The 19,403-nt window shown below is 68.4% G+C and carries 20 protein-coding genes; 8 read left to right on the top strand and 12 right to left on the bottom strand.

Annotated features, from left to right (window positions below; translation table 11 throughout):
* Positions 1–182: 182 nt before the first annotated feature.
* From LDO14_RS18255 to purM, 3 genes are read left to right on the top strand one after another with little or no spacing between them, the layout of a single operon-like run.
* Positions 183–497, top strand: coding sequence for a hypothetical protein (locus LDO14_RS18255; RefSeq protein WP_018772123.1), 315 nt, complete (start codon positions 183–185; stop codon positions 495–497).
* 57 nt (positions 498–554) lie between these two features.
* Entirely contained in the window at positions 555–2,225 is a 1,671-nt protein-coding gene (gene purF / locus LDO14_RS18260; RefSeq protein WP_018772124.1) for an amidophosphoribosyltransferase, read from the top strand.
* A complete protein-coding gene (purM, locus tag LDO14_RS18265; RefSeq protein ID WP_018772125.1) occupies positions 2,222–3,367 on the top strand; it encodes a phosphoribosylformylglycinamidine cyclo-ligase in 1,146 nt (381 codons plus the stop codon). Before purF ends, purM begins: the two co-directional genes overlap by 4 nt.
* 47 nt (positions 3,368–3,414) lie before the next feature.
* Here the strand turns inward: purM and LDO14_RS18270 are convergent, their stop codons facing one another.
* Together LDO14_RS18270 and LDO14_RS18275 are read right to left on the bottom strand one after the other, a co-directional pair.
* Entirely contained in the window at positions 3,415–4,188 is a 774-nt protein-coding gene (locus LDO14_RS18270; protein ID WP_223992823.1) for a VOC family protein, read from the bottom strand.
* Positions 4,189–4,314: 126 nt separating this feature from the next.
* A complete protein-coding gene (locus tag LDO14_RS18275; protein WP_018772127.1) occupies positions 4,315–4,548 on the bottom strand; it encodes a DUF3073 domain-containing protein in 234 nt (77 codons plus the stop codon).
* 272 nt (positions 4,549–4,820) lie between these two features.
* On the opposite strand from LDO14_RS18275, the gene LDO14_RS18280 reads away from it, so the two are divergent.
* The gene (locus LDO14_RS18280) at positions 4,821–5,498 is read left to right on the top strand and encodes a septum formation family protein (RefSeq protein WP_144600165.1); all 678 of its coding nucleotides are present in this window, start codon (positions 4,821–4,823) and stop codon (positions 5,496–5,498) included.
* A 46-nt stretch (positions 5,499–5,544) separates the two neighbouring features.
* On the opposite strand, the gene clpB is transcribed toward LDO14_RS18280, so the two are convergent.
* From clpB to LDO14_RS18305, 5 genes are all read right to left on the bottom strand, one after another.
* On the bottom strand, positions 5,545–8,187 hold the full coding sequence (gene clpB, locus LDO14_RS18285; RefSeq protein WP_223992824.1) for an ATP-dependent chaperone ClpB: 2,643 nt from the start codon (positions 8,185–8,187) through the stop codon (positions 5,545–5,547).
* A gap of 161 nt (positions 8,188–8,348) precedes the next feature.
* Entirely contained in the window at positions 8,349–9,434 is a 1,086-nt protein-coding gene (locus LDO14_RS18290; protein ID WP_018772130.1) for an ABC transporter ATP-binding protein, read from the bottom strand.
* Entirely contained in the window at positions 9,431–10,291 is an 861-nt protein-coding gene (locus LDO14_RS18295; RefSeq protein ID WP_223992825.1) for an ABC transporter permease, read from the bottom strand. The genes LDO14_RS18290 and LDO14_RS18295 overlap by 4 nt, the downstream gene beginning before the upstream one ends.
* A gap of 38 nt (positions 10,292–10,329) precedes the next feature.
* The gene (gene modA, locus LDO14_RS18300) at positions 10,330–11,232 is read right to left on the bottom strand and encodes a molybdate ABC transporter substrate-binding protein (protein ID WP_223992826.1); all 903 of its coding nucleotides are present in this window, start codon (positions 11,230–11,232) and stop codon (positions 10,330–10,332) included.
* Positions 11,229–11,639, bottom strand: a complete 411-nt coding sequence (locus LDO14_RS18305; RefSeq protein WP_223992827.1) for a TOBE domain-containing protein — start codon at positions 11,637–11,639, stop codon at positions 11,229–11,231. Before LDO14_RS18305 ends, modA begins: the two co-directional genes overlap by 4 nt.
* Positions 11,640–11,757: 118 nt before the next feature.
* On the opposite strand from LDO14_RS18305, the gene LDO14_RS18310 reads away from it, so the two are divergent.
* The 3 genes from LDO14_RS18310 to LDO14_RS18320 are packed head-to-tail and all read left to right on the top strand — an operon-like array spanning position 11,758 to position 13,873.
* Positions 11,758–12,627 (top strand): DUF4031 domain-containing protein, encoded by an 870-nt coding sequence (locus tag LDO14_RS18310; RefSeq protein WP_223992830.1) that lies wholly within the window; start codon positions 11,758–11,760, stop codon positions 12,625–12,627.
* Positions 12,624–13,433, top strand: a complete 810-nt coding sequence (locus tag LDO14_RS18315) for a 2-phosphosulfolactate phosphatase (RefSeq protein ID WP_144600159.1) — start codon at positions 12,624–12,626, stop codon at positions 13,431–13,433. Before LDO14_RS18310 ends, LDO14_RS18315 begins: the two co-directional genes overlap by 4 nt.
* Positions 13,434–13,489: 56 nt before the next feature.
* Complete coding sequence (locus tag LDO14_RS18320; RefSeq protein WP_223992832.1) at positions 13,490–13,873, top strand: VOC family protein; 384 nt, start codon at positions 13,490–13,492, stop codon at positions 13,871–13,873.
* On the opposite strand, the gene LDO14_RS18325 is transcribed toward LDO14_RS18320, so the two are convergent.
* Together LDO14_RS18325 and LDO14_RS18330 are read right to left on the bottom strand one after the other, a co-directional pair.
* Positions 13,870–14,286, bottom strand: a complete 417-nt coding sequence (locus LDO14_RS18325) for a YccF domain-containing protein (RefSeq protein ID WP_134165067.1) — start codon at positions 14,284–14,286, stop codon at positions 13,870–13,872. The genes LDO14_RS18320 and LDO14_RS18325 overlap by 4 nt on opposite strands.
* Before the next feature lie 84 nt (positions 14,287–14,370).
* On the bottom strand, positions 14,371–14,982 hold the full coding sequence (locus tag LDO14_RS18330) for a phosphoribosylanthranilate isomerase (protein WP_018772138.1): 612 nt from the start codon (positions 14,980–14,982) through the stop codon (positions 14,371–14,373).
* A 105-nt stretch (positions 14,983–15,087) separates the two neighbouring features.
* Between LDO14_RS18330 and LDO14_RS18335 the strand changes: the two genes are divergently transcribed.
* Positions 15,088–15,657 (top strand): HutD family protein, encoded by a 570-nt coding sequence (locus LDO14_RS18335; protein ID WP_223992833.1) that lies wholly within the window; start codon positions 15,088–15,090, stop codon positions 15,655–15,657.
* Here LDO14_RS18335 and LDO14_RS18340 read toward each other — a convergent pair.
* Genes LDO14_RS18340 through LDO14_RS18350 form a run of 3 tightly spaced genes read right to left on the bottom strand, consistent with a single transcriptional unit; the run spans position 15,641 to position 19,401 of the window.
* Complete coding sequence (locus LDO14_RS18340) at positions 15,641–16,915, bottom strand: Gfo/Idh/MocA family oxidoreductase (protein WP_223992834.1); 1,275 nt, start codon at positions 16,913–16,915, stop codon at positions 15,641–15,643. The genes LDO14_RS18335 and LDO14_RS18340 overlap by 17 nt on opposite strands.
* Before the next feature lie 45 nt (positions 16,916–16,960).
* On the bottom strand, positions 16,961–18,316 hold the full coding sequence (locus tag LDO14_RS18345) for a glycogen debranching protein (protein ID WP_144600156.1): 1,356 nt from the start codon (positions 18,314–18,316) through the stop codon (positions 16,961–16,963).
* The gene (locus tag LDO14_RS18350; RefSeq protein WP_223992835.1) at positions 18,313–19,401 is read right to left on the bottom strand and encodes an ABC transporter ATP-binding protein; all 1,089 of its coding nucleotides are present in this window, start codon (positions 19,399–19,401) and stop codon (positions 18,313–18,315) included. Before LDO14_RS18350 ends, LDO14_RS18345 begins: the two co-directional genes overlap by 4 nt.
* Between the last annotated feature and the right edge of the window lie 2 nt (positions 19,402–19,403).

A 19,403-nucleotide genomic window follows, 5' to 3' on the forward strand; every position in this document is an offset into this window, starting at 1 on the left:
CATAGCGCTACCTAGCAATATGACAGCGGCCACACCTCGTGTCAATAGATATATCAGTTGCAGGGCAGCGGGGCGATAGGCGTCCGGCATTGGCCGCCTGGGCGTTTTTGGTCGCCCGGGGCGCTCAATGGCGGCGTACGCCCCGTTATGTCCCCAAAATCTCCGGCAGTACGCTTGATGGCATGGCTTTTGAAGAATCCGCTGCCGAGCGGCGCGAAGTAACCGTCCGCCGGGCACCCAAGTACGTTCCCTTCCTGGTCCTGGGTGCGCTGGTGGGTGTTGCTGCAGCCGCAGTGGTTGCCTACGCGGTACCGGGCGATGCAACGTTCGACCCCGGCGCTGTCTTCGGATTCTTCCTGGTGATGTTTGCCGCGTGCGGCGCAATCCTGGGCGCCGCACTGGCGCTGGTCCTGGACCGCCGCAGCCTGAAGCGGCAGGACCGGGCCGTCGTGGAGGCCGTTCCCGACTCGGAGCCGGACACCGATCCCCAGGCGTAGCAAGTCACAAACGGGCGGCCGGAAAAGTCATACCCCATATCGTGAGATAATCGACCAGTGGCACGCGGCGATGGAAAACTTTCCCATGATCTTCTCCCCGGCGAAAAAGGCCCGCAGGACGCTTGCGGCGTCTTCGGCGTCTGGGCCCCAGGCGAAGAGGTAGCAAAACTTACCTATTACGGGCTGTATGCACTGCAGCACCGCGGTCAGGAGTCGGCTGGCATAGCAACCAGCGACGGCAAGCGGATCAACGTCTACAAGGACATGGGCCTCGTGTCCCAGGTCTTCGACGAGACCACGCTGAACACCCTGACCGGGCACCTGGCCGTGGGCCACTGCCGCTACTCCACCACCGGCGCCAGCCACTGGGCCAATGCGCAGCCCACCCTTGGCGCCACCGCCACCGGCACGGTGGCCCTGGCACACAACGGCAACCTGACCAACACCGCCGAGCTCAATGCCATGATCACCGAACGCAACGGCGGCCACCTCACCGGCGAAATGAAGCAGGGCAACACCTCTGACACTGCCTTGGTCACCGCCCTGCTGGAGGGCGAGCCCGGCAAGACCCTGGAAGAAACCGCCACCGAACTCCTGCCCAAGATCAAGGGCGGCTTCTGCTTCGTGTTCATGGACGAGGGCACGCTCTACGCTGCACGTGACACCTTCGGCATCCGCCCGCTGGTCCTGGGCCGGCTGGAGCGCGGCTGGGTGGTTGCCTCCGAGCAGTCCGCCCTGGCCACCGTGGGCGCCAGCTTCATCCGGGAGATCGAGCCGGGCGAGTTCATTGCCATCGACGAGGAAGGCGTGCGGTCCAAGCGGTTCGCGGAGCCGACGCCGGCAGGTTGCGTTTTCGAGTACGTCTACCTCGCGCGCCCGGACGCGGCCATCGCCGGCCGCTCCGTGTACGAGTCCCGCGTGGAGATGGGCCGCCAGCTGGCCCGCGAAAACACGCAGCAGGCGGACATCGTCATCCCCGTGCCGGAATCCGGCACCCCCGCGGCTGTTGGCTACGCCGAAGAATCCGGCATCCCGTTCGCGCACGGCTTCGTCAAGAACTCCTACGTGGGCCGTACCTTCATCCAGCCCTCCCAGACCCTGCGCCAGCTGGGCATCCGGCTCAAGCTCAACGCCCTTGAATCCGTGATCCGCGGCAAGCGTGTTGTGGTGGTGGATGATTCGATCGTCCGCGGCAACACCCAGCGCGCCATTGTGCGGATGCTCCGGGAAGCCGGCGCCGCCGCAGTGCACGTGAAGATTTCCTCCCCTCCTGTGCAGTGGCCGTGCTTCTATGGCATCGACTTCGCTTCCCGGGCCGAACTGATTGCCAACGGCGCCACCATTGAGGAGATCTCCCAAGCCATCGGCGCAGACTCGCTGGCCTACATCTCCGAGGACGGCATGATCGGTGCCACCCGCCAGCCGCGCGAACGCCTCTGCACCGCCTGCTTCACCGGCAAGTACCCCATCAAGCTCCCGGATGCGGACAAGCTGGGAAAGAACCTCCTGGAACGCACCGACCTGGGCGGCCTGAAGCCCTCCCCGTCCGCGCTTCCCGGCCAAACCGCCGCCCTGGCCGTTGACGCCACCGAGGACCCCGCTGAGAAGGCCGGGGCTACCGGCTGTGATCCGGGCCCGGACTCAGAATTCGAGAACCTGCTGACCGAAGCCGACCTTGTGCCCGACGTACCCGCCGCCACCAGCGCCGATAAGAAAGAGTCCGTATGACTTCCGTTAGCCCCGCCGCAAACAACTCCGGCATCACCTACGCCTCCGCAGGCGTGGACGTTGAAGCCGGGGACCGCGCCGTCGAGCTCATGAAGGATGCCGTCAAGGCAACCCACAACTCCTCGGTGATCGGCGGGGTGGGCGGCTTCGCCGGCCTTTACGACGTTTCCCGGCTGCTGACCTACAAGAGGCCGCTGCTGGCCACGTCCACCGACGGCGTGGGCACCAAGGTTGCCATCGCCCAGGCCATGGACATCCACGACACCATCGGGTTCGACCTTGTGGGCATGGTGGTGGATGACATCGTGGTGGTAGGCGCCGAGCCGCTCTACATGACCGACTACATCGCCTGCGGCAAGGTGGTCCCGGAACGCATCGCGGGCATTGTCCGCGGCATCGCGGCCGCCTGCTCCGTGGCCGGCACCGCCCTGGTGGGCGGCGAGACTGCCGAGCACCCGGGCCTGCTGGGCGAGCACGAATACGACGTTGCCGGCGCAGCCACCGGCGTGGTCGAGGCCGATGCCCTGCTGGGACCGGACCGCGTCCGTGCGGGCGACGTCGTGATCGGCATGGCCTCTTCCGGCCTCCACTCCAACGGCTACTCGCTGGTCCGCCGCGTCATCAACCACGCCGGCTGGGCCCTGGACCGCCAGGTGTCCGAACTGGGCCGCACCCTGGGTGAGGAACTCCTGGAACCCACCCGCGTCTACGCGGCCGATTGCCTGGACCTGGCCCGCACCTTCCCGGTCAGCGCCGAAGCGGCTGTTCACGGCTTCAGCCACGTCACCGGCGGCGGCCTGGCCGCCAACCTGGCCCGCGTCCTCCCCCAGGGCCTCGTGGCCACCGTGGACCGCGCCACCTGGGAACTGCCGGCCATCTTCAAGCTGGTCTCGGAGCTGGGCAACGTGCCCCTGGCGGACCTCGAGCGCACCCTGAACCTTGGCGTGGGCATGGTGGCCATCGTGTCGCCCCAAGCTGCCGACGCCGCCGTTGCCCGCCTGAACGACCGGGGCCTGCCGTCCTGGATCATGGGCACGGTCACCGAGGATTCGGACTCCATCCTGAAGTCCGGCCCGGATTACGTCCAAGGCGCCAAGGGCGTGGACGGCGGCGCTGTCCGCCTGGTCAACGCCTACGCCTAGCCAACTGCTGGAGGCTCCCCACTGCACGCGGTGGGGAGCCTCCACTTTCAAGCGACCTGGATGAGGTTCAGCACACCGCCCTGCGGGTCCTCGATGGTGGCCAGTGATCCCACCGTGGGACGGTCATCCGGCTCCACCAGGACTTCGCCGCCTGCTGCCAGGGCGGCCGCTGCCGCCGCGGCAATATCTGCCGCGCCAAAGTAGATCTGCCAGTCCGCTTCCTCGCCTTCGTCGGCAGGAACGATGCCGGCCACCTCGCTGCCGTCGATGAGCAGCGTGCTGTAGCTGCCGCCGTCGTCCTGGGGGTACTCGGTGACTTCATGGCCGAAAAGCTGCTGGAAGAAGCCGATGGCGGCCTGCGGCTCGGGTGTAAAGAGCTCAGCCCAGGCCAAGGCGCCCGGCTCGTTGAAGAGCCGGCTGCCGAAGTGGGTACCCGCCTGCCAGATCCCGGTGGTTCCGCCGCCGGGAGGGGCCAAAAAGCCCAGCACCCCGGTGTCGCCCACCGTCTCAGGCCCGAACTGGGCGGTTCCGCCGGCATGGCCCGCTTCCTGGAGCAGGTCCGCGGCATCTGCGGCCGCAAAGTAGACGTTCCACTCGGCAGCGGTGCCGGCCTCAAGCTGCAAGGGATTTTGCGGCGCAATGGTGGCCACCAACTGCCCGCGGACAAAGGCCTGCGCGTAGCTGCGGCCGTCCGGAGTGGGGAAGTCCTGGTAGGTCCAGCCGAACAGGCGGCCGTAGAAATCTTTGGCGGCATCAACATCGGGGGTCTGGAGATCCGCCCAGCAGGGCTCGCCGCTGGCGTACGTCGTCCGAACAGTCATGCGGTCAGGTTACCAACCAAACACGGAAAGCCCGTTGCCCTGCCGGTAATTCGGTGGGGCAGCGGGCTCCATGACGTAAGCGGCGCCACAGCAGCCGGGCCGGGGGCCACAGCAGGCTTGCGACAACTAGCCGATGCGACGGTTGTCTACCTCGTCGTCATCGTCATCCAAATCATCCGCGTACTTATCCACATAAGCCGAATAGTCCGGTTCGACCGGTTCATTCGAGTAATGGCTCGTTGAACGACTTCCAGGGCCCGTCAGCTCACGCTGAAGTGCCGAGTAGTCAGTGTTCGGGGAGTAGTACTTAATGTCCCGAGCCTGCTTGGTAGCTTTTGCCTTTTGACGGCCGCGCCCCATGGCGTGACCCCCTTTTGTACTTGGACCGGAGGTGGTCACCTTGGCGATCGGTGAGGCCCCGGAATGTTTGGTCAATTTGTCGTACACCTAGATTACATGCTTTCGGCGGGCCCCGCTTGCCGCCCGGCGCCCCGGACGGCCGGGTGGGGTACCATGATGCACCTCCTCCCGCGGGATTCCGGCATTTTTCTTCGGTAGAGTCGCTTAAGAACTGCCGATTTTATCTGGCCGTTGGCGAGCCGTGGCACCAAAACCCAGGAGGATGCGCACCCGTGAACCACCAGGACATCCCGCCGAAACCCGCTTCGCCTCCGCGGACCGGAAGCCTGCCGAAGATCCACAGTGGGACCGGTCCAGCCCCCGCCCCGGAATCCGTTACCTGGTCCCAGCCGCGCCATGATCCTGCGCCGGAAAAACACACCAACAGGAAGCCTGCCCTGTGGAAGGCGTTTCTGGTCGTCGTTATCCTTGCCGTTGCCGGCTCACTGGTGTGGCTTGCCGTCTGGTTGAACTCCTCGCCTGGCACCGATGCGGCAAAGAATGACGCACAGGGCGTGCTGCAAACCGCGGTCACGCCGCCGGCCACTCCCCAACCCCTTCCCCGCGAAGGGGTCGCACCCCCGGCGTACGCACTGGGTGACTGCTTCAAGGATTTCGATCCCCAGGCCCTGACGTCCACGCTGGTGCCCTGCGATACGGGCCATTCGGCCCAGCTGGTGGCCACCTTGACATATCCGGAAAGCGCCAAGTACCCGGGGGCGGAGCCGCTCAAGGCCAAGGCACTGGAAGTCTGCCAGGCGGCGAAACTCGGCCCGGCGGCGAAAAACTTCCAGCTCAACTACCAGCGCAGCTTCCCCAGCAGCACCAGTTGGGAATCCGGCGACCGCAGGGTTGATTGCTACGTCACGGCAGACACCGGCAATGTGATTAACGCGAGCGTGCTGCCCTGACGGTCAGCCCGCCAGGGCAGCACGGCCCGCTTCAGAGGCCCTGCGGCTAGTCCTTCCGCCGCACCGACAGTCCGGAACTGGGGGCGCCCGTCAACGCGTCCACGATGCGCTCCGTCAGTTCCCCAAAGTCCGGCGCGGTATCAACCAGGACGGTGTCGCCGTCGCTGATTTCACCGGCGAGGATGGACTTGGCCAGCCGGTCGCCGATCTCGCGCTGCACCAGGCGGCGCAGCGGCCGGGCGCCGTAGGCGGGGTCGTAGCCGGACAGGGCCAGCCAGGCCTTGGCGCTGTCGGTCACATCGAGGGTGAGCCGGCGCTCGTGCAGCCTGCGGCCCAGTTCCGCCACGTGCAGTTCCACAATGTGCGCCAGCTCCTCCACCGTGAGGGCATCGAACAGCACCACTTCATCGAGCCGGTTGAGGAACTCCGGCTTGAAGGACGCGTTCACCGTGGCCATGACCGCATTGCGCTTGGCCTCGGCGTCCAGCGTCTGGTCCACCAGGAACTGGCTGCCCAGGTTGGAGGTGAGCACCAGGATCACGTTGCGGAAGTCCACGGTGCGGCCCTGCCCGTCGGTGAGGCGGCCGTCGTCGAGCACCTGCAGGAGGATGTCGAACACCTCGGGGTGCGCCTTCTCCACTTCGTCCAGCAGCACCACCGAGTAGGGACGACGGCGCACGGCCTCGGTCAGCTGCCCGCCTTCCTCGTAGCCCACGTATCCCGGAGGCGCCCCGACCAGCCGGGCGACGCTGTGCTTCTCGCCGTACTCGGACATGTCGATCCGCACCATGGCGCGTTCGTCGTCGAACAGGAAGTCCGCCAGGGCCTTGGCCAGCTCGGTCTTGCCTACGCCGGTGGGGCCCAGGAACAGGAAGGAACCCGTGGGCCGGTTGGGGTCACTGATGCCCGCCCTGGCGCGCCGGACGGCGTCTGAGACTGCGGCTACAGCCTTGCCCTGGCCGATGAGGCGCTTGCCGAGCTCCTCCTCCATGTGCAGCAGCTTCTGGCTTTCACCTTGCAGCATGCGGCCGGCCGGGATGCCGGTCCACGCGGAAATGACCTCCGCGATGTCTTCTGCCGTCACTTCCTCCGCCACCATCTGCGCGGACTTGTCCGTCACGGCGGCCTCCGCTTCGGCAGCGGCGTTCAGCTCGCGTTCCAGCGCCGGAATTTCCCCGTAGAGGATCCGCGAGGCGGTCTCCAGATCACCCTCGCGCTGGGCCTTGTCCGCGGCGGACCGCAGCTCATCGAGCTTGGCCTTCAGGTCACCCACCCGGTTCAGGCCGGCCTTTTCAGCCTCCCAGCGGGCGTTGAGCGCGGAGAGCTCCTCCTCCTTGTCCGCCTTGTCGGCCCGGAGCGCAGCCAGCCGCTCCACGGAGGCAGCGTCGGTCTCGCCCTCCAGCGCGAGCTCCTCCATGGTGAGCCGGTCCACCTGGCGCCGCAGCTGGTCGATCTCCTCCGGGGCGGAGTCGATCTCCATGCGCAGCCGGGACGCGGCCTCGTCCACCAGGTCGATGGCCTTGTCCGGCAGCTGGCGGCCCGAAATGTAGCGGTTGGACAGCGTGGCTGCCGCCACCAGCGCGGAGTCGGCGATGGAGACCTTGTGGTGCGCCTCGTAGCGCTCCTTCAGGCCACGGAGGATGCCGATGGTGTCCTCCACGCTGGGCTCGCCAACGTACACCTGCTGGAAGCGGCGTTCCAGGGCTGCGTCCTTCTCGATGTTCTCCCGGTACTCGTCCAGCGTGGTGGCGCCGATCAGCCGCAGCTCGCCACGGGCCAGCATGGGCTTGAGCATGTTGCCGGCGTCCATGGAGGAATCGCCGGTGGCGCCGGCGCCCACCACGGTGTGGATCTCGTCGATGAAGGTGACAATCTGGCCGTCTGAGCCCTTGATCTCCTCGAGGACCGCCTTCAGCCGCTCCTCGAATTCGCCGCGGTACTTGGCGCCGGCCACCATGGAGCCGAGGTCAAGGGAGATGAGGGTCTTGCCCCGCAGGCTCTCCGGGACGTCGCCGGCCACCATCCGCTGGGCCAGGCCTTCCACCACGGCGGTCTTGCCCACGCCGGGTTCGCCGATGAGCACCGGGTTGTTCTTGGTGCGGCGGGACAGGACCTGGACAACGCGCCGGATTTCGGCGTCCCGGCCGATCACGGGGTCCAGCTTGCCGGCGCGGGCCATGGCGGTGAGGTCGGTGCCGTACTTCTCGAGCGCCTGGAAGGTGTTTTCGGGGTCCGGGCTGTCCACCTTGCGGTCGCCGCGGACGCCCGGCAGGGCGGCGAGGAGTGCCTCGCGGGAGGCGCCGGCGTCGCGCAGCAGGCGGGCGGCGGCATCGTTGCCGGTGGAGAGGCCCACCAGGAGCACCTCGGTGGAGACAAAGCTGTCGCCCAGACGGTCCGCTTCCTCCTTGGCGTGCTGGATGGCCTGCAGTGCGGGCCGGGACAGCTGCGCCTGCTGGCTGGAGCCGCCCGACGTGGCGGGCAGTGCCTTGATGGCACTGCTGGCCTGGACGCTGACGGCATCGGGATCGGCGCCGGTTGCGCGAAGCAGGGCGACGGCGACGCCCTCACGCTGGTCCATCAGCGCCTTGAGGAGGTGGGCCGGTTCCACCTGGGGGTTGCCGGCCGTCGAGGCGTTCATTGCCGCGGCGGAAAGAGCCTCCTGGCTCTTGGTGGTGAATTTGACGTCCAAAGAGAGCTCCTTTCGGGGGCTTGTTGACTAAGTTGAGTCTACTACGCTCAACTTTGGACGGCGACGTCCACTAGCCATGTTTGCCCACGGCGAAACGGCTGTCCAGAGCCGGAGGTCCCGCCGGGCCTGCTTGGACAATTGGCTGCCGGGACATACTCCGCCTAGGTCCCGTACACGGACACGGCCGCGGCCTTGACCACGAAGTGCACCGTCATGCCGGGGACAAGGCCCAGGTCGGCGGAGGCAGCAGGGGTGATGTCCGCGGCCAGGCCGCCGGCCCGGACGCGGATCTGGTCGCCGTGCGGCTCGAGGTCCGTGATGGTGACGGCAAACGAGTTCCGCGGGCTGCCGTGCGCATCGTCGAGGAACACGGAAACGGCCGACGGCGGGAACACGGCGACGCCGGGACCGCCCGCCCTGGGCAGCGGGCCAGGCTCCCCGGACGCCGCGGCGGGGACGGCTTCCTCGTCGTGGCCGGCAATCCGCAGGCCGTGGCTGGTCCGCACCCCGGCCCCGTCGAGGATGCCCGGAATGAAGTTCAGCCCGGCGAGCCCGGCGGCAAAGGAGCTGCGCGGCCGCTCCAGCACCGCCCGGGTGGGGCCTTCCTCCGCGATCCGGCCGTTTTCCAGGATGACCACCCGGTCCGCGAGCACCAGCGCGTCCAGTACGTCGTGGGTCACGATGATGGCCTGCCGGCCTGCGAGGACGCGCTTGAACAGGCGGCGCAGCAGCGGCGCGGAGTGGATATCCAGGGCTGCCAGCGGCTCGTCGAGCAGGAGGAGGGCGGGGTCGGCGGCGAGCGCACGGGCCACGGCCACGCGCTGGGCCTGGCCGCCGGACAGCTGGGCGGGACGCCGCCCGGCCAGTTCTCCGGCCTCCACCTCGGCCAGCCAGTGCAGCGCCTGCTCCTCCGCATTCCGCTTGGAAACTCCGGCGCTGCGGGGCCCGAACGAGACATTGTCCAGGGCATTCAGGTGGGGGAAGAGCAGCGGTTCCTGGGCCAGCAGGGCGGTGCCGCGGCGGTGCGGAGCCGCCCACGTACGTTTTCCGCCGTCGAGGTCAAAGAGGGTCCTGCCGTTGAGTTCGGCCCGGCCGCTGTCCGGCCGCAGGAGGCCCGCGATGCCGGCCAGCAGGGTTGATTTACCGGCACCGTTGGGCCCCATGACGGCCACGGTTTCGCCCGGTCGGACGCTCAGGGCCACGTCGAAGCTGCGCCCGGCCACCACTGCGTGGAAGGACAATGTCACCGGACACCCCCTCCTGCCGGGGCCGGCGCCGTCGTCCTTTTGCCTGACCCGGAACGGCCCGGTGCCGGGCGCCGGTATGCAAGGGCAACCACCGCCACGGCGACGGCCACGAGTACCAGGGACAGGGCGACGGCGGCGTCCGGGTCCGTTTCGCGCTGCAGGTAGATTTCCAGCGGCAAAGTCCGCGTCACCCCCTGCAGGCTGCCCGCGAACGTCAGCGTGGCGCCGAACTCGCCCAGGCTCCGCGCGAAGGCGAGGACCGCGCCGGACGCCAGCCCCGGGAGCACCAGCGGAAGCGTGACGCGACGGAACACCGTGCCGGGCCGGGCACCCAGTGTCGCCGCCACCGCCTCATACCGGGAGCCCGACGTGCGCAGGGCACCCTCAAGGCTCACCACCAGGAACGGCAGGGCCACGAACGTCTGCGCCAGGACCACCGCGGTGGTGGAGAAGGCGATCTGTAGGCCGAGCACGTTCAGCGTCTGCCCCAGCAGCCCCTGCCGGCCGAACGTGTAGAGCAGCGCGATGCCGCCCACCACAGGAGGAAGGACCAGCGGCAGGAGCACCAGCGAGCGCAGCAGCCCCTGCAGGCGGAAGGTGTCCCGGGCAAGGACCAGAGCCAGCGGTACGCCCAGCACAATGCACAGCAGGGTGCTGGCGGCCGAGGTCCGCAGGCTCAGCCCCAGCGCGGTCAGCGACGGCCCGGAGGTCACCAGCGGGAGGAACCGTGGCCAGTCCACGCGGAGCACCATCGCCAGCAGCGGAAGCACGACGACGACGGCGGCCAGGACGGCCAGCACGCGGACCCAGCCGGGGATGCCGGAGTAGGCCGGACTTGGGGTGCGTCGCCGCACCATGGGCAGAAAGGGCTGCCGACTGCCTGCCTGCTCCCGGGTCACTTGACGCTTCCGTCACCGATTCCGGCCGGCCCAAACCCCGCTGCAGCGAGGACGCGCCGGCCTTCCGGACCGGTGACCAGGTCCAGGAAAGCCCGGGCGGCGGCCTTGTTCCGGCCGCCGGCGACGCCGGCGATCGGGTAGGTGTTGACCGCACTCCCTGATTCCGGGAACTGGATCCCGGCCACCTTGGACCCGGCGGCCTTGATGTCCGTGCCGTAGACCAGCCCGGCGTCGGCCTCCCCGGAGGCCACCTTGCCCAGGACGTCCGTGACCGCGTTCTCCTCGCTGACCGGATTCAGCGCCACTCCGGCCGCCTCCGCGGCCGTGGCCGCGGCAGTCCCGCAGGGAACCTGCCTTGCGCAGGTGACCAGTTTGAGGCCCGGCCGGGCAAGGTCCTTCAGTGCGGTGATTTCTGCCGGGTTGCCCGGCGCTACTGCGATGGCGAGGGTGTTGGTGGCGAAGTTCCTGGCGGCGCCGTCCACCAGCCCGGCGTCCTGCACCTTCTTCATGTTGGCCAGGTCCGCCGGCGCGAAGACATCCGCCGGCGCCCCCTGGCTGATCTGGCTGGCCAAGTCCGAGGACCCTGCAAAGCTCAGGGCAACCGTGGTGCCGGGGTTTTCCGCCTCGAAGGTGCGGGCGAGTTCGGTGAAGGTGCCTTTGAGGGAGGCGGCCGCGAAAACGGTGATGGTGCCTTCCGGCTTGGCGCCTGAGCCGGCTGCGCTGTTGCCTGCGCTGTTGCCCGCGCTGTTGTCCTCGCCAGGGCCTGTGCCCTGGGCCGCTCCGCCCGCAGCGCAGCCGGTGAGGACGGTCAGCAGCAGCACGGCGGCCGGCAGGACAGCAAGCGAAAGGAGCCGCGCCAGGGAGGCGGACACCGCGGTACGCGTGGAGGTCCGGGTCATGCGGTGGCCCTGCCCTTCGGGGATTCGATGATGACCGTTGTTGCCTTGACCACCGCCGTGGCCACCGAGCCCGGTTCCAGGCCCAGTTCCCGCACGGCCTCGCTGCTCATCAGCGAGACCACCCGGAACGGCCCGCACTGCAGTTCCACCTGTGCCATCACCTTGTCCGTGATGACGTTGGTGACCAGGCCCACGAACCGGTTCCGGGCGGAGCTGCTCCCGCTCTTGGGGTCATCGGGCAGCAGGGCCAGCTTTTGCGCATGCGTCGCCAGCTCGAGTCCATCGACGGCGAGCCGGCCGGAACCGTCCCGGAGCGGGGTAAGTGTTCCGTGCTCCGTCCAGCGGCGGACGGTATCGTCACTTACGCCCAGGAGACGGGCAGCTTCAGAAACGCGGATAAGGGTCATTTCTTGATTCTAGTCCGCAGATGCGGATTAGGCCTCCGCTTCTGGGAGCATATGCAAAATGACTGCGTGCCCCGTGGCTGCGCGTCCCCTGCCCGAAGGGCGGCACTAGACTCCTTCCATGGCCATCTACATCGACCCGCCGCTGTGGCCTGCACACGGAACACATTTCTCGCACCTGGTCTCGGACTCTTCGCTGGATGAGCTGCATGCGTTCGCAGCTGCCGCGGGGATCCCGGAGCGGGCGTTCGACGGCGACCATTACGATGTGCCGGAACGCCGCATTGAGGAGCTGGTGGCGGCAGGCGCGGTCCGGGTGGAGGGCAGGGTGCTGGTCCGCAAACTCATCGCCAGCGGGCTCCGGATCCCGGCACGCCGGCGGAACAAGTCGCTGAAGGTCCCGCTGCTGACCCGCTGGGAAGCCATCATGCCGGGCCGTGACGCACTGTTCCTGGACCTGCTGGACCGGTGGAGCGAACCACACCGGCATTACCACGGCTGCACCCACCTGCTCTCCGTCCTGGAGGCACTGGACCTGCTCACCGAACCGGGCCAGGCGCCGCGGACCGTGCTGCTGGCGGCCTGGTTCCACGATGCCGTGTACCGCGGCGCGGCGGGCAGGGACGAGGAGGAGTCCGCCCGGCTGGCGGAAAGCCGACTGGCCGGGACCGGGCTGCCGCCGGACGAGGTGGCGGAAGTGGCGCGGCTGGTCCGGCTCACGTCGGACCACCAGCCCGAACCAGGGGACCACGACGGCGCCCTCCTCTGCGACGCGGACCTCTCGGTCCTCGGCGGCGATCCTGAGGAATACGCCCGCTACCTTGCCGCTGTCCGCAAAGACTACGCGCACATCGGTGACGCCGACTTCGCAGCCGGCAGGGCCGCCGTCGTGCGCCACCTGCTGGAACTGGACCCGCTCTTCCACCACCCGCGGGCCCGGGAACTGTGGCAGGACGCCGCGCACCTGAACCTGAAAGGTGAACTGGCATGAACGCCCCGGGCTCCGGTTCACGGCACACGCACTCCGCCAATGCCGCGCACCGCCAGCTTCCGTTCACGGTCAGGCTGGACTGGGGCCTTGATGGAGCCGGGACCGTGGCGTCCGGCGCCGACATTGCGGTGGTGGTGGATGTCTTTTCCTTCAGCACCTGCGTCAGTGTGGCGCTGGACCGCGGCGCGGAGGTGTTTCCCTACCCGTGGCGGGACACCAGCGCCGAAGACTTCGCCGCCCACCACCAGGCGCAGCTGGCCGGCCCGCGCGGCGGTGGCGGGCTGAGCCTCTCCCCCGCAAGCCTCCGCGCGGCAGAAGCCCTGGGAAAAGTGGTCCTGCCCTCCCCCAACGGGTCGGAACTTTGCCACGCGCTGGCCGGGGACGTACCGCTGGTGGCCGCAGTGTGCCTCCGGAACGCCGCAGCCACGGCCGACTGGGTGGCGGCGAACCTTCCGGAGGACGCGGTACTGGCGGTGGTTGCTGCCGGGGAGCGCTGGCCGGACGGCACGCTGCGGCCTGCGGTGGAGGACCAGATCGGGGCGGGCGCGTTCATCGCCGGGCTGGCGGCCGCCGGCAGGGGCGGCTACGAAGCCGGGGACGGCAGGCACGGCTACGCGCCGGAGGCGGTAGCTGCCATGGCCGTTTTCGAAGCCGCCGAACCTCGGCTGCGTGAGATGCTCCAGTTGTGTTCCAGCGGCCGCGAGTTGACCGGGGCCGGCTACCCAGAGGACGTGGACATCGCCGCGGAACTGGACCAAAGCGGTTCGGTGGCCCTCCTGCGCAACGGGGCGTTCCGGCCGCTCTAAGGGGCTGCGGCTTCCACGGGTTTACGGATGCCGGAACCGGATGCAAAACTGCACGGATGAGCCTGCGCATCCAAGCCCTTGCCATTGATTCCACCGACCCCCGGGTTCCTGCTGCCTTTTGGGAAAAAGCGCTTGGCTGGCGCCGCACCCATGAAGAGGACGACGAGATCGTGCTGGAGCCGCCGGCAGGCAGCGCCGGGGACGGCGTGTTGCCGGACCTGCTTTTCCTCAGGGTCCCGGAGCAGAAGGAACTCAAGAACCGCCTTCACCTGGACCTCCGCCCGGAGGACCAGGACGCGGAGGTGGCCAGGCTGGAAGAGCTGGGCGCCCGGCAAATCTCGGTGGGACAGAGGGCAGCGGCAACCTGGGTTGTCATGGCTGATCCCGACGGCAACGAGTTCTGCGTGCTGCGGGCGATGCGCCCGGACGGATCCGCCTAGCGGTAGCGGCTGACGGGGTAGTTGCTCACAAACGGCGTATTGGTGGGCACGATCTGCTTGCCCAGCGGCATAAGGGACACCGGGATGAGCTTGAGGTTGGCGATGGCCAGCGGGATCCCGATGATGGTCACGGCCATGGCGAACGCGGTCACCACGTGGCCGATGGCGATCCAGATGCCGGCCACGAGCAGCCAGATCACGTTGCCCAGCAGCGAGAAGACACCGGTGCCGCCGGGCTTGTCCACCACCATCCGGCCGAACGGCCACAACGTGTAGGCGGCGATCCGGAACGAGGCGATGCCCCAGGGGATGGTGACGATCAGCAGGCAGCAGACCACGCCCGCGAGGAAATAGCCCAGGGCCAGCCACAGGCCGCCGAAAACCAGCCAGATGATGTTCAGAAGTGTCTTCATGCACCCATTCTGCCCCCAGCCCCTGCCACACGGCGCTGGGGGACTCCCCTGATCCTGCCCTGATCCCCGGCCGGGCTGCGGCACCTACACCGTGGCGGCCGACTTTGCGGCGTGGACAAAGGCGCGGATCTTGGCAGGGTCCTTCACGCCCCGGGATGCCTCCACGCCTGAGGAAACATCCACCCCCCAGGCATGCGCGGCCGCTGATGCCTGGCCAACATTGGCAGCGTCCAGTCCGCCGGCGAGCAGCCAGTTCCGTCCCTGCAGCACCGGCAGGTCCGCCACGGAGGCGTAGTCCCAGGATTCCCCTGAGCCCGGCACCGCGGCGTCAATCAGGAGCAGGTCCTCGCCCCAGTCGTCGAACTCATCCTGGCCGGCACCCATGGTGACGGCCCTGACCAGCTTCATGCCGGCGTCGTGCACTGTTGCCACGTCCGCACGCGACCGCTGGCCGTGCAGCTGGATCCATTCCAGGCCTGCGGCCCGGGCAATGGCGATGGCGTCCGCCACGGGCTCATCCCGGAAGACCCCGATCGGGGAAACACCCTTGGGGACCCCTGACAGCAGGGAGGCCACCTGCGACGGCGAGACAACGCGGGGGCTTGCGGTGAGGACGAACCCCACGGCGTCCGCGCCGGCATCCACCGCTTCACGCACCGATTCGGGCGTGCTGAGACCACACACTTTAACGAACATTCCCGGCTCCTTCAGGCTGTTTTCGTGATGACCCCCCGCAGGAGAGTAGCAGGGACAGGGTACGGGCTGCGACGCGTGACCACCGCAGCGAACTAGGCTGGGCTGATGCAGATCATCCGCTTCGCTGAACTCAAGGCCGAACCATGGCGCAACGGCGGCGGGGTGACCAGGGAAATCGCCCGCCAGGGCGCGGCCGACGGCGGCTGGGACTGGCGTGTGAGCATCGCAGACGTGGCCAAGGCCGGGGACTTCTCCGCGTTCCCCGGCATGGAGCGGGTCCTGACGGTCATCGAGGGGGAATTGCTGCTGCTCACCGTGGACGGGGCGGAACAGCCCCTGGAGAAGTACCGTCCCTTCAGGTTCGACGGCGGCGCCGCCACCGTGGCCAAACTGCCCACCGGTGACATCCGGGACCTGAACGTCATCACGCGAACGGCCGCCTTCAAGGGCTACACGTCCATCATCGAGCTGTCCAAGAAGCGCGCCCACCCAGTGTTTGAGGGCCAGCTTGCGGTGCTGCTGCAGGGGCAGGCGACGGTCAGGGACAGCGGAACCGAGCCGCTGGAGCTGGGCAGGTACGACGCCGTGGTGGGTTCCGACGCCGACTCGCCCGAGGTCTTGGGCCGCGGCTTCCTGGCCGTGGTGTCGCTCGATCCGGTTACAGCCGTGAACTGAACCCTTCCACCGGTACCACGGCGCCCCTCCGGCGCGCCTCCTCAGCCGCGAAAACCACCGCATGGCTGACCAATGACTCCTCCAGCCCCGACACCACTCCGGACCAGTCACCGCCGGCCAGGGCAGCGACCCAGGCCTGCACGAGTCCCCGGTCGCCGCCTTCATGCTTTTCGCCGGGCACCGTGGGGGCAGCGGCGGGGGCGGGGTAGGCGGTGGTGGTCCCGGTCAGGAAGTCATGGACCGAGATGCTGCCTGCCTCGATGGAGATTTCTCCGTGGCTCCCGAAGATCCTGGTGCGGCGCGGGCCTGCGGCGGTGAAGGCCGTGGCGGTGAAGGCGGCGGTGGTGCCGTCCTCGTAGTCGATGTTCACCACCTGGTGGTCCACCACGTCGTTGCCTCCTGAGTAGACGCACCGCCCGTAGGGCCCCGTTGCCAACGCCTTCCACAGCGATTCCGGTGTGCCGCCCGGGTCCACCACGTCGGCAAAATAGGCCCTGCCGGGGTCCGCAGGGGCACCGTCCGGCGGCCGGCCCGGCGCGTAGATGCGCAGGGCCGAATAGGGGCAGCGGGCCTCCGCCGGGCAGTCCGTGCAGCGCCCTGACGCGCCTTCCGGCGCTTCCTCCGGACGGAAATGCGACAGCCTGCCAAAGGAGGACACCCGAAGGGGCCGGGTTCCAATGATGAAGGAGAGCCAGTCGACGTCGTGCGTGCACTTGGCCAGCAGGAAGGGGCTGGACTCTGCCTCACGCCGCCAGTTCCCGCGGACGTAGGAGTGGGCGAAATGCCAGAAGCCCACGGGTTCCAGGTGCTGGACGGAGATGACCCGGCCCACTGCCCCGGCGGAGAGAAGTTGCCGCAGCAGGGTGGTCAGCGGCGTGTAGCGCAGGACGTGGCAGACGGCTGCCCTGATTCCCGATTCCTGCTGCAGGCGCGCCAGCTCCGCGCAGCCGGCAGGGTCGGGCGCGATGGGCTTCTCCAGGAGGACCGGGTAGCCGTGGGCTGCGGCGGCCGCAAACGGCCTTCCGTGGTCGCGGTCCGGGGTGGCAATGATGATGCCGTCGGCAGGCAGCCGGGTGCGGAGCATGGCCTGCCAGTCCTCGAAGACACGCTCCGCCGGCACGTGGAGCTCCGCCGCGATGGCTTCGCGCAGGTGCCGTCGCGGCTCCGCGATCCCCACCACGGCGGCCCGGCCGGTGTCCACGGCAAGACGGGCATAGGCGGAACCCCGTGCACCGGCGCCGGCAATGAGGAGGCGCACCGGTGGTGCGGTTACTGGAAGGGACGACGGCGGCGCCTCCACGGGTCAGCCGGCGTCAGGATCGGCGAGCCATTCCAGGGCAACGGCCGCCGTCCAGGACTGGTCCATGCTGCCAAGCGGCTCGCCGGTAAACGGTTCGTAGTACTCGGCGAAATGGCCCTCCATCAGCTGGGCAAGGGAAGCGTCCCGCAGCCGCAGGTACCGTTCCCCGTCGCCGCGCCTGCGCAGGCAGCCCGCCAGGAACCAGTTCATCACCGGCCAGACCGGTCCGCGCCAGTACTGCCGGGGTTTGAGGCCCTCATAAGTGGTGGAGGTTGATGCCGGCAGCGGGAAGGCCAGGCGCGGGTCGCCTGTCCAGTCCGGTCCTTCGAAGATGTCCAGCTGCCGCCGCAACAGGGAGTCATCCGCCGTGGAGATGAGCGGCGCGAACCCGGCCATCGTGGGCAACCCGATCCATTCACCGGCCAGCACATCGCGGTCCCGCGCCAGCCCGGTTTGGTCATCCACGGTGGCGTCCACGCCCTCCCGGAACTCCACCGCCCACTCGCGCAACCGGGCCACATCCCCGCGCAGGCCGATGTGTTCAGCCAACACGGCCAGGTCCTCGTTGGCCGCGGCGAAGATCGCCGACATGAAGACGTCCTTGACCTGGAAGTCCATCACTTCGGGCAGCCGGGCGTCGTCAAACCGGACATCGGCCATCTGCTGCACCAGCCAGAGGTAGCGGCTGTATTCCTCGTCGCTGGGCCGCTGGCTCCGGTCGGTGACCTTTTGCGTGTCCGTCCGGACAAAGGGCTCCATCGGCCCGGGATGGACCCTGGAGTATGGTCCGTCGAACCGCGGCGAGTTATCCATGCCGGACTCCCAGCCATGGTAGATCGTGAGCAGGCCCGAGCCGTCGCCACCGCGGCTGGTGCGCAGCCACGCATGCCAGCGGATCCACTGGGGCAGCGTCCGCCGGGTGAACTCTTCGGCGAGCCGGGCGTCCTCGCCGCCCGCCGCCGTCGCGCGCTCCACGATGCGGCGCAGCAGCGTCGCGTGGACGGGCGGCTGGCAGATGCCGCTGGACTGCACCCCCTCGGGCGATGCTCCGCGCGTTCCCCACCGCTCCACGTCCGGGAAGTAGCCGGGGACGTCGGAGAACACGATGTGCGGAATCATCCCGCTTTTCCACTGCGCCGCGAGAAGGTAGTCCAGCTCCTGCAGCGCCCGGGCCACGCTCACCGTGGACAGGCCGGTGGCCACGAAGGCCGCGTCCCAGCTCCACATGTGCGGGTAGAGATTCGGTGCGGCGGTGACCATGGTGCCCAGGTCATTGGCGGCCAGGACATCCCTGGCCCGCTGCCTCATGTCCGCCAGGTCCCGAAGCGGAAAACCAGTCGCGTCCGCTTCCGCGCTCACGCCGTCAGCCCCAACTGGGTTTCCGTGTCGAAAAAGCGGAGGGCGCTTTGCTCGAAACGCAGTCCCACCGTGTCCCCCGCCGAAACCCGCGCTGTTGAGGGAACCTGGACCTTGACGGTCTGCCCACCCAGGTCTACGGTCAGCAAGGTGGCGTGTCCGAGCGGTTCCACCACCTCCACGGCCGCATCCAGGGAACCCTCCGCGCCCCGCTGCTCCAGCGAAATGTTCTCGGCCCGGATGCCCACCATGACCGCCGTGCCGCCGGTACGGGCCGCTGCCCGGGCCAGGAATTCGGGCGCCGCGATGCTCTGGCCGCCCACTTCCAGGCCACCTTGCGGGGTGATCCGGCCGTCCAGGAAATTCATGGGCGGGGATCCGATGAAACCGCCCACAAAGCGGTCGGCCGGCTCCTCGTACACCGTGATCGGGTGGCCGAGCTGGGCGATCTGGCCCTTCTTCATCACCGCCACCCGGTCCGAGAGGCTCATCGCCTCCACCTGGTCGTGGGTGACGTACAGCGTGGTGGAACCGAGCTGCTGGACGATCTTCTTCAACTCGGCGCGGAAGTCGAGGCGAAGAAGGGCATCCAGGTTGGACAGGGGCTCATCCATCAGCAGCACATCGGCGTCCATGACAATGGCCCGGGCCACGGCGACACGCTGCCGCTGGCCGCCGGAGAGGTTGGCGGGGTAGCGGTCCAGGTACGGGCTCAGCTGCAGCAGGTCCGCCGCCCATTTCACCTTCCGCTCCAGCTCTTCCCGGCGGACCTTCTTCATCATCAGCCCAAACGCGATGTTGGTGCGGACGTTCCGGTGCGGGAAGACGGCGTAGGACTGGAAGACCATGGACAGGTTGCGGTCCTGCGGGGGCAGGTAGGTCACGTCCCTCCCGCCGATGGAGATGCTGCCCTGGTCCGGGAAGTCCAGGCCCGCCACCATGCGCAGCAGGGTGGTCTTCCCGCAGCCGGAGGGTCCCAGCAGCACCATGAACTCGCCCTCGGCAACCTCGAGGGAGACGTTGTTCGTGGCCAGCTCGGTGCTGCCCGGGTAGGTCTTGTGCAGACCCTTGATGGAGATGTCAGCCATGG

Source organism: Arthrobacter sp. NicSoilB11 (genome assembly GCF_019977375.1).
In the GTDB taxonomy this organism is placed as follows: domain Bacteria; phylum Actinomycetota; class Actinomycetes; order Actinomycetales; family Micrococcaceae; genus Arthrobacter.

What these genes read in the sequence shown, in the direction of transcription:
- LDO14_RS18255 (WP_018772123.1), top strand. Translation starts at nt 183, where the DNA reads ATGGCTTTTGAAGAATCCGCTGCCGAGCGGCGCGAAGTAACCGTCCGC.
- purM (WP_018772125.1), top strand. Translation starts at nt 2,222, where the DNA reads ATGACTTCCGTTAGCCCCGCCGCAAACAACTCCGGCATCACCTACGCC.
- LDO14_RS18270 (WP_223992823.1), bottom strand. Translation starts at nt 4,188, where the DNA reads ATGACTGTTCGGACGACGTACGCCAGCGGCGAGCCCTGCTGGGCGGAT.
- LDO14_RS18275 (WP_018772127.1), bottom strand. Translation starts at nt 4,548, where the DNA reads ATGGGGCGCGGCCGTCAAAAGGCAAAAGCTACCAAGCAGGCTCGGGAC.
- LDO14_RS18295 (WP_223992825.1), bottom strand. Translation starts at nt 10,291, where the DNA reads ATGGTGCGGCGACGCACCCCAAGTCCGGCCTACTCCGGCATCCCCGGC.
- modA (WP_223992826.1), bottom strand. Translation starts at nt 11,232, where the DNA reads ATGACCCGGACCTCCACGCGTACCGCGGTGTCCGCCTCCCTGGCGCGG.
- LDO14_RS18305 (WP_223992827.1), bottom strand. Translation starts at nt 11,639, where the DNA reads ATGACCCTTATCCGCGTTTCTGAAGCTGCCCGTCTCCTGGGCGTAAGT.
- LDO14_RS18310 (WP_223992830.1), top strand. Translation starts at nt 11,758, where the DNA reads ATGGCCATCTACATCGACCCGCCGCTGTGGCCTGCACACGGAACACAT.
- LDO14_RS18315 (WP_144600159.1), top strand. Translation starts at nt 12,624, where the DNA reads ATGAACGCCCCGGGCTCCGGTTCACGGCACACGCACTCCGCCAATGCC.
- LDO14_RS18320 (WP_223992832.1), top strand. Translation starts at nt 13,490, where the DNA reads ATGAGCCTGCGCATCCAAGCCCTTGCCATTGATTCCACCGACCCCCGG.
- LDO14_RS18325 (WP_134165067.1), bottom strand. Translation starts at nt 14,286, where the DNA reads ATGAAGACACTTCTGAACATCATCTGGCTGGTTTTCGGCGGCCTGTGG.
- LDO14_RS18330 (WP_018772138.1), bottom strand. Translation starts at nt 14,982, where the DNA reads ATGTTCGTTAAAGTGTGTGGTCTCAGCACGCCCGAATCGGTGCGTGAA.
- LDO14_RS18335 (WP_223992833.1), top strand. Translation starts at nt 15,088, where the DNA reads ATGCAGATCATCCGCTTCGCTGAACTCAAGGCCGAACCATGGCGCAAC.
- LDO14_RS18350 (WP_223992835.1), bottom strand. Translation starts at nt 19,401, where the DNA reads ATGGCTGACATCTCCATCAAGGGTCTGCACAAGACCTACCCGGGCAGC.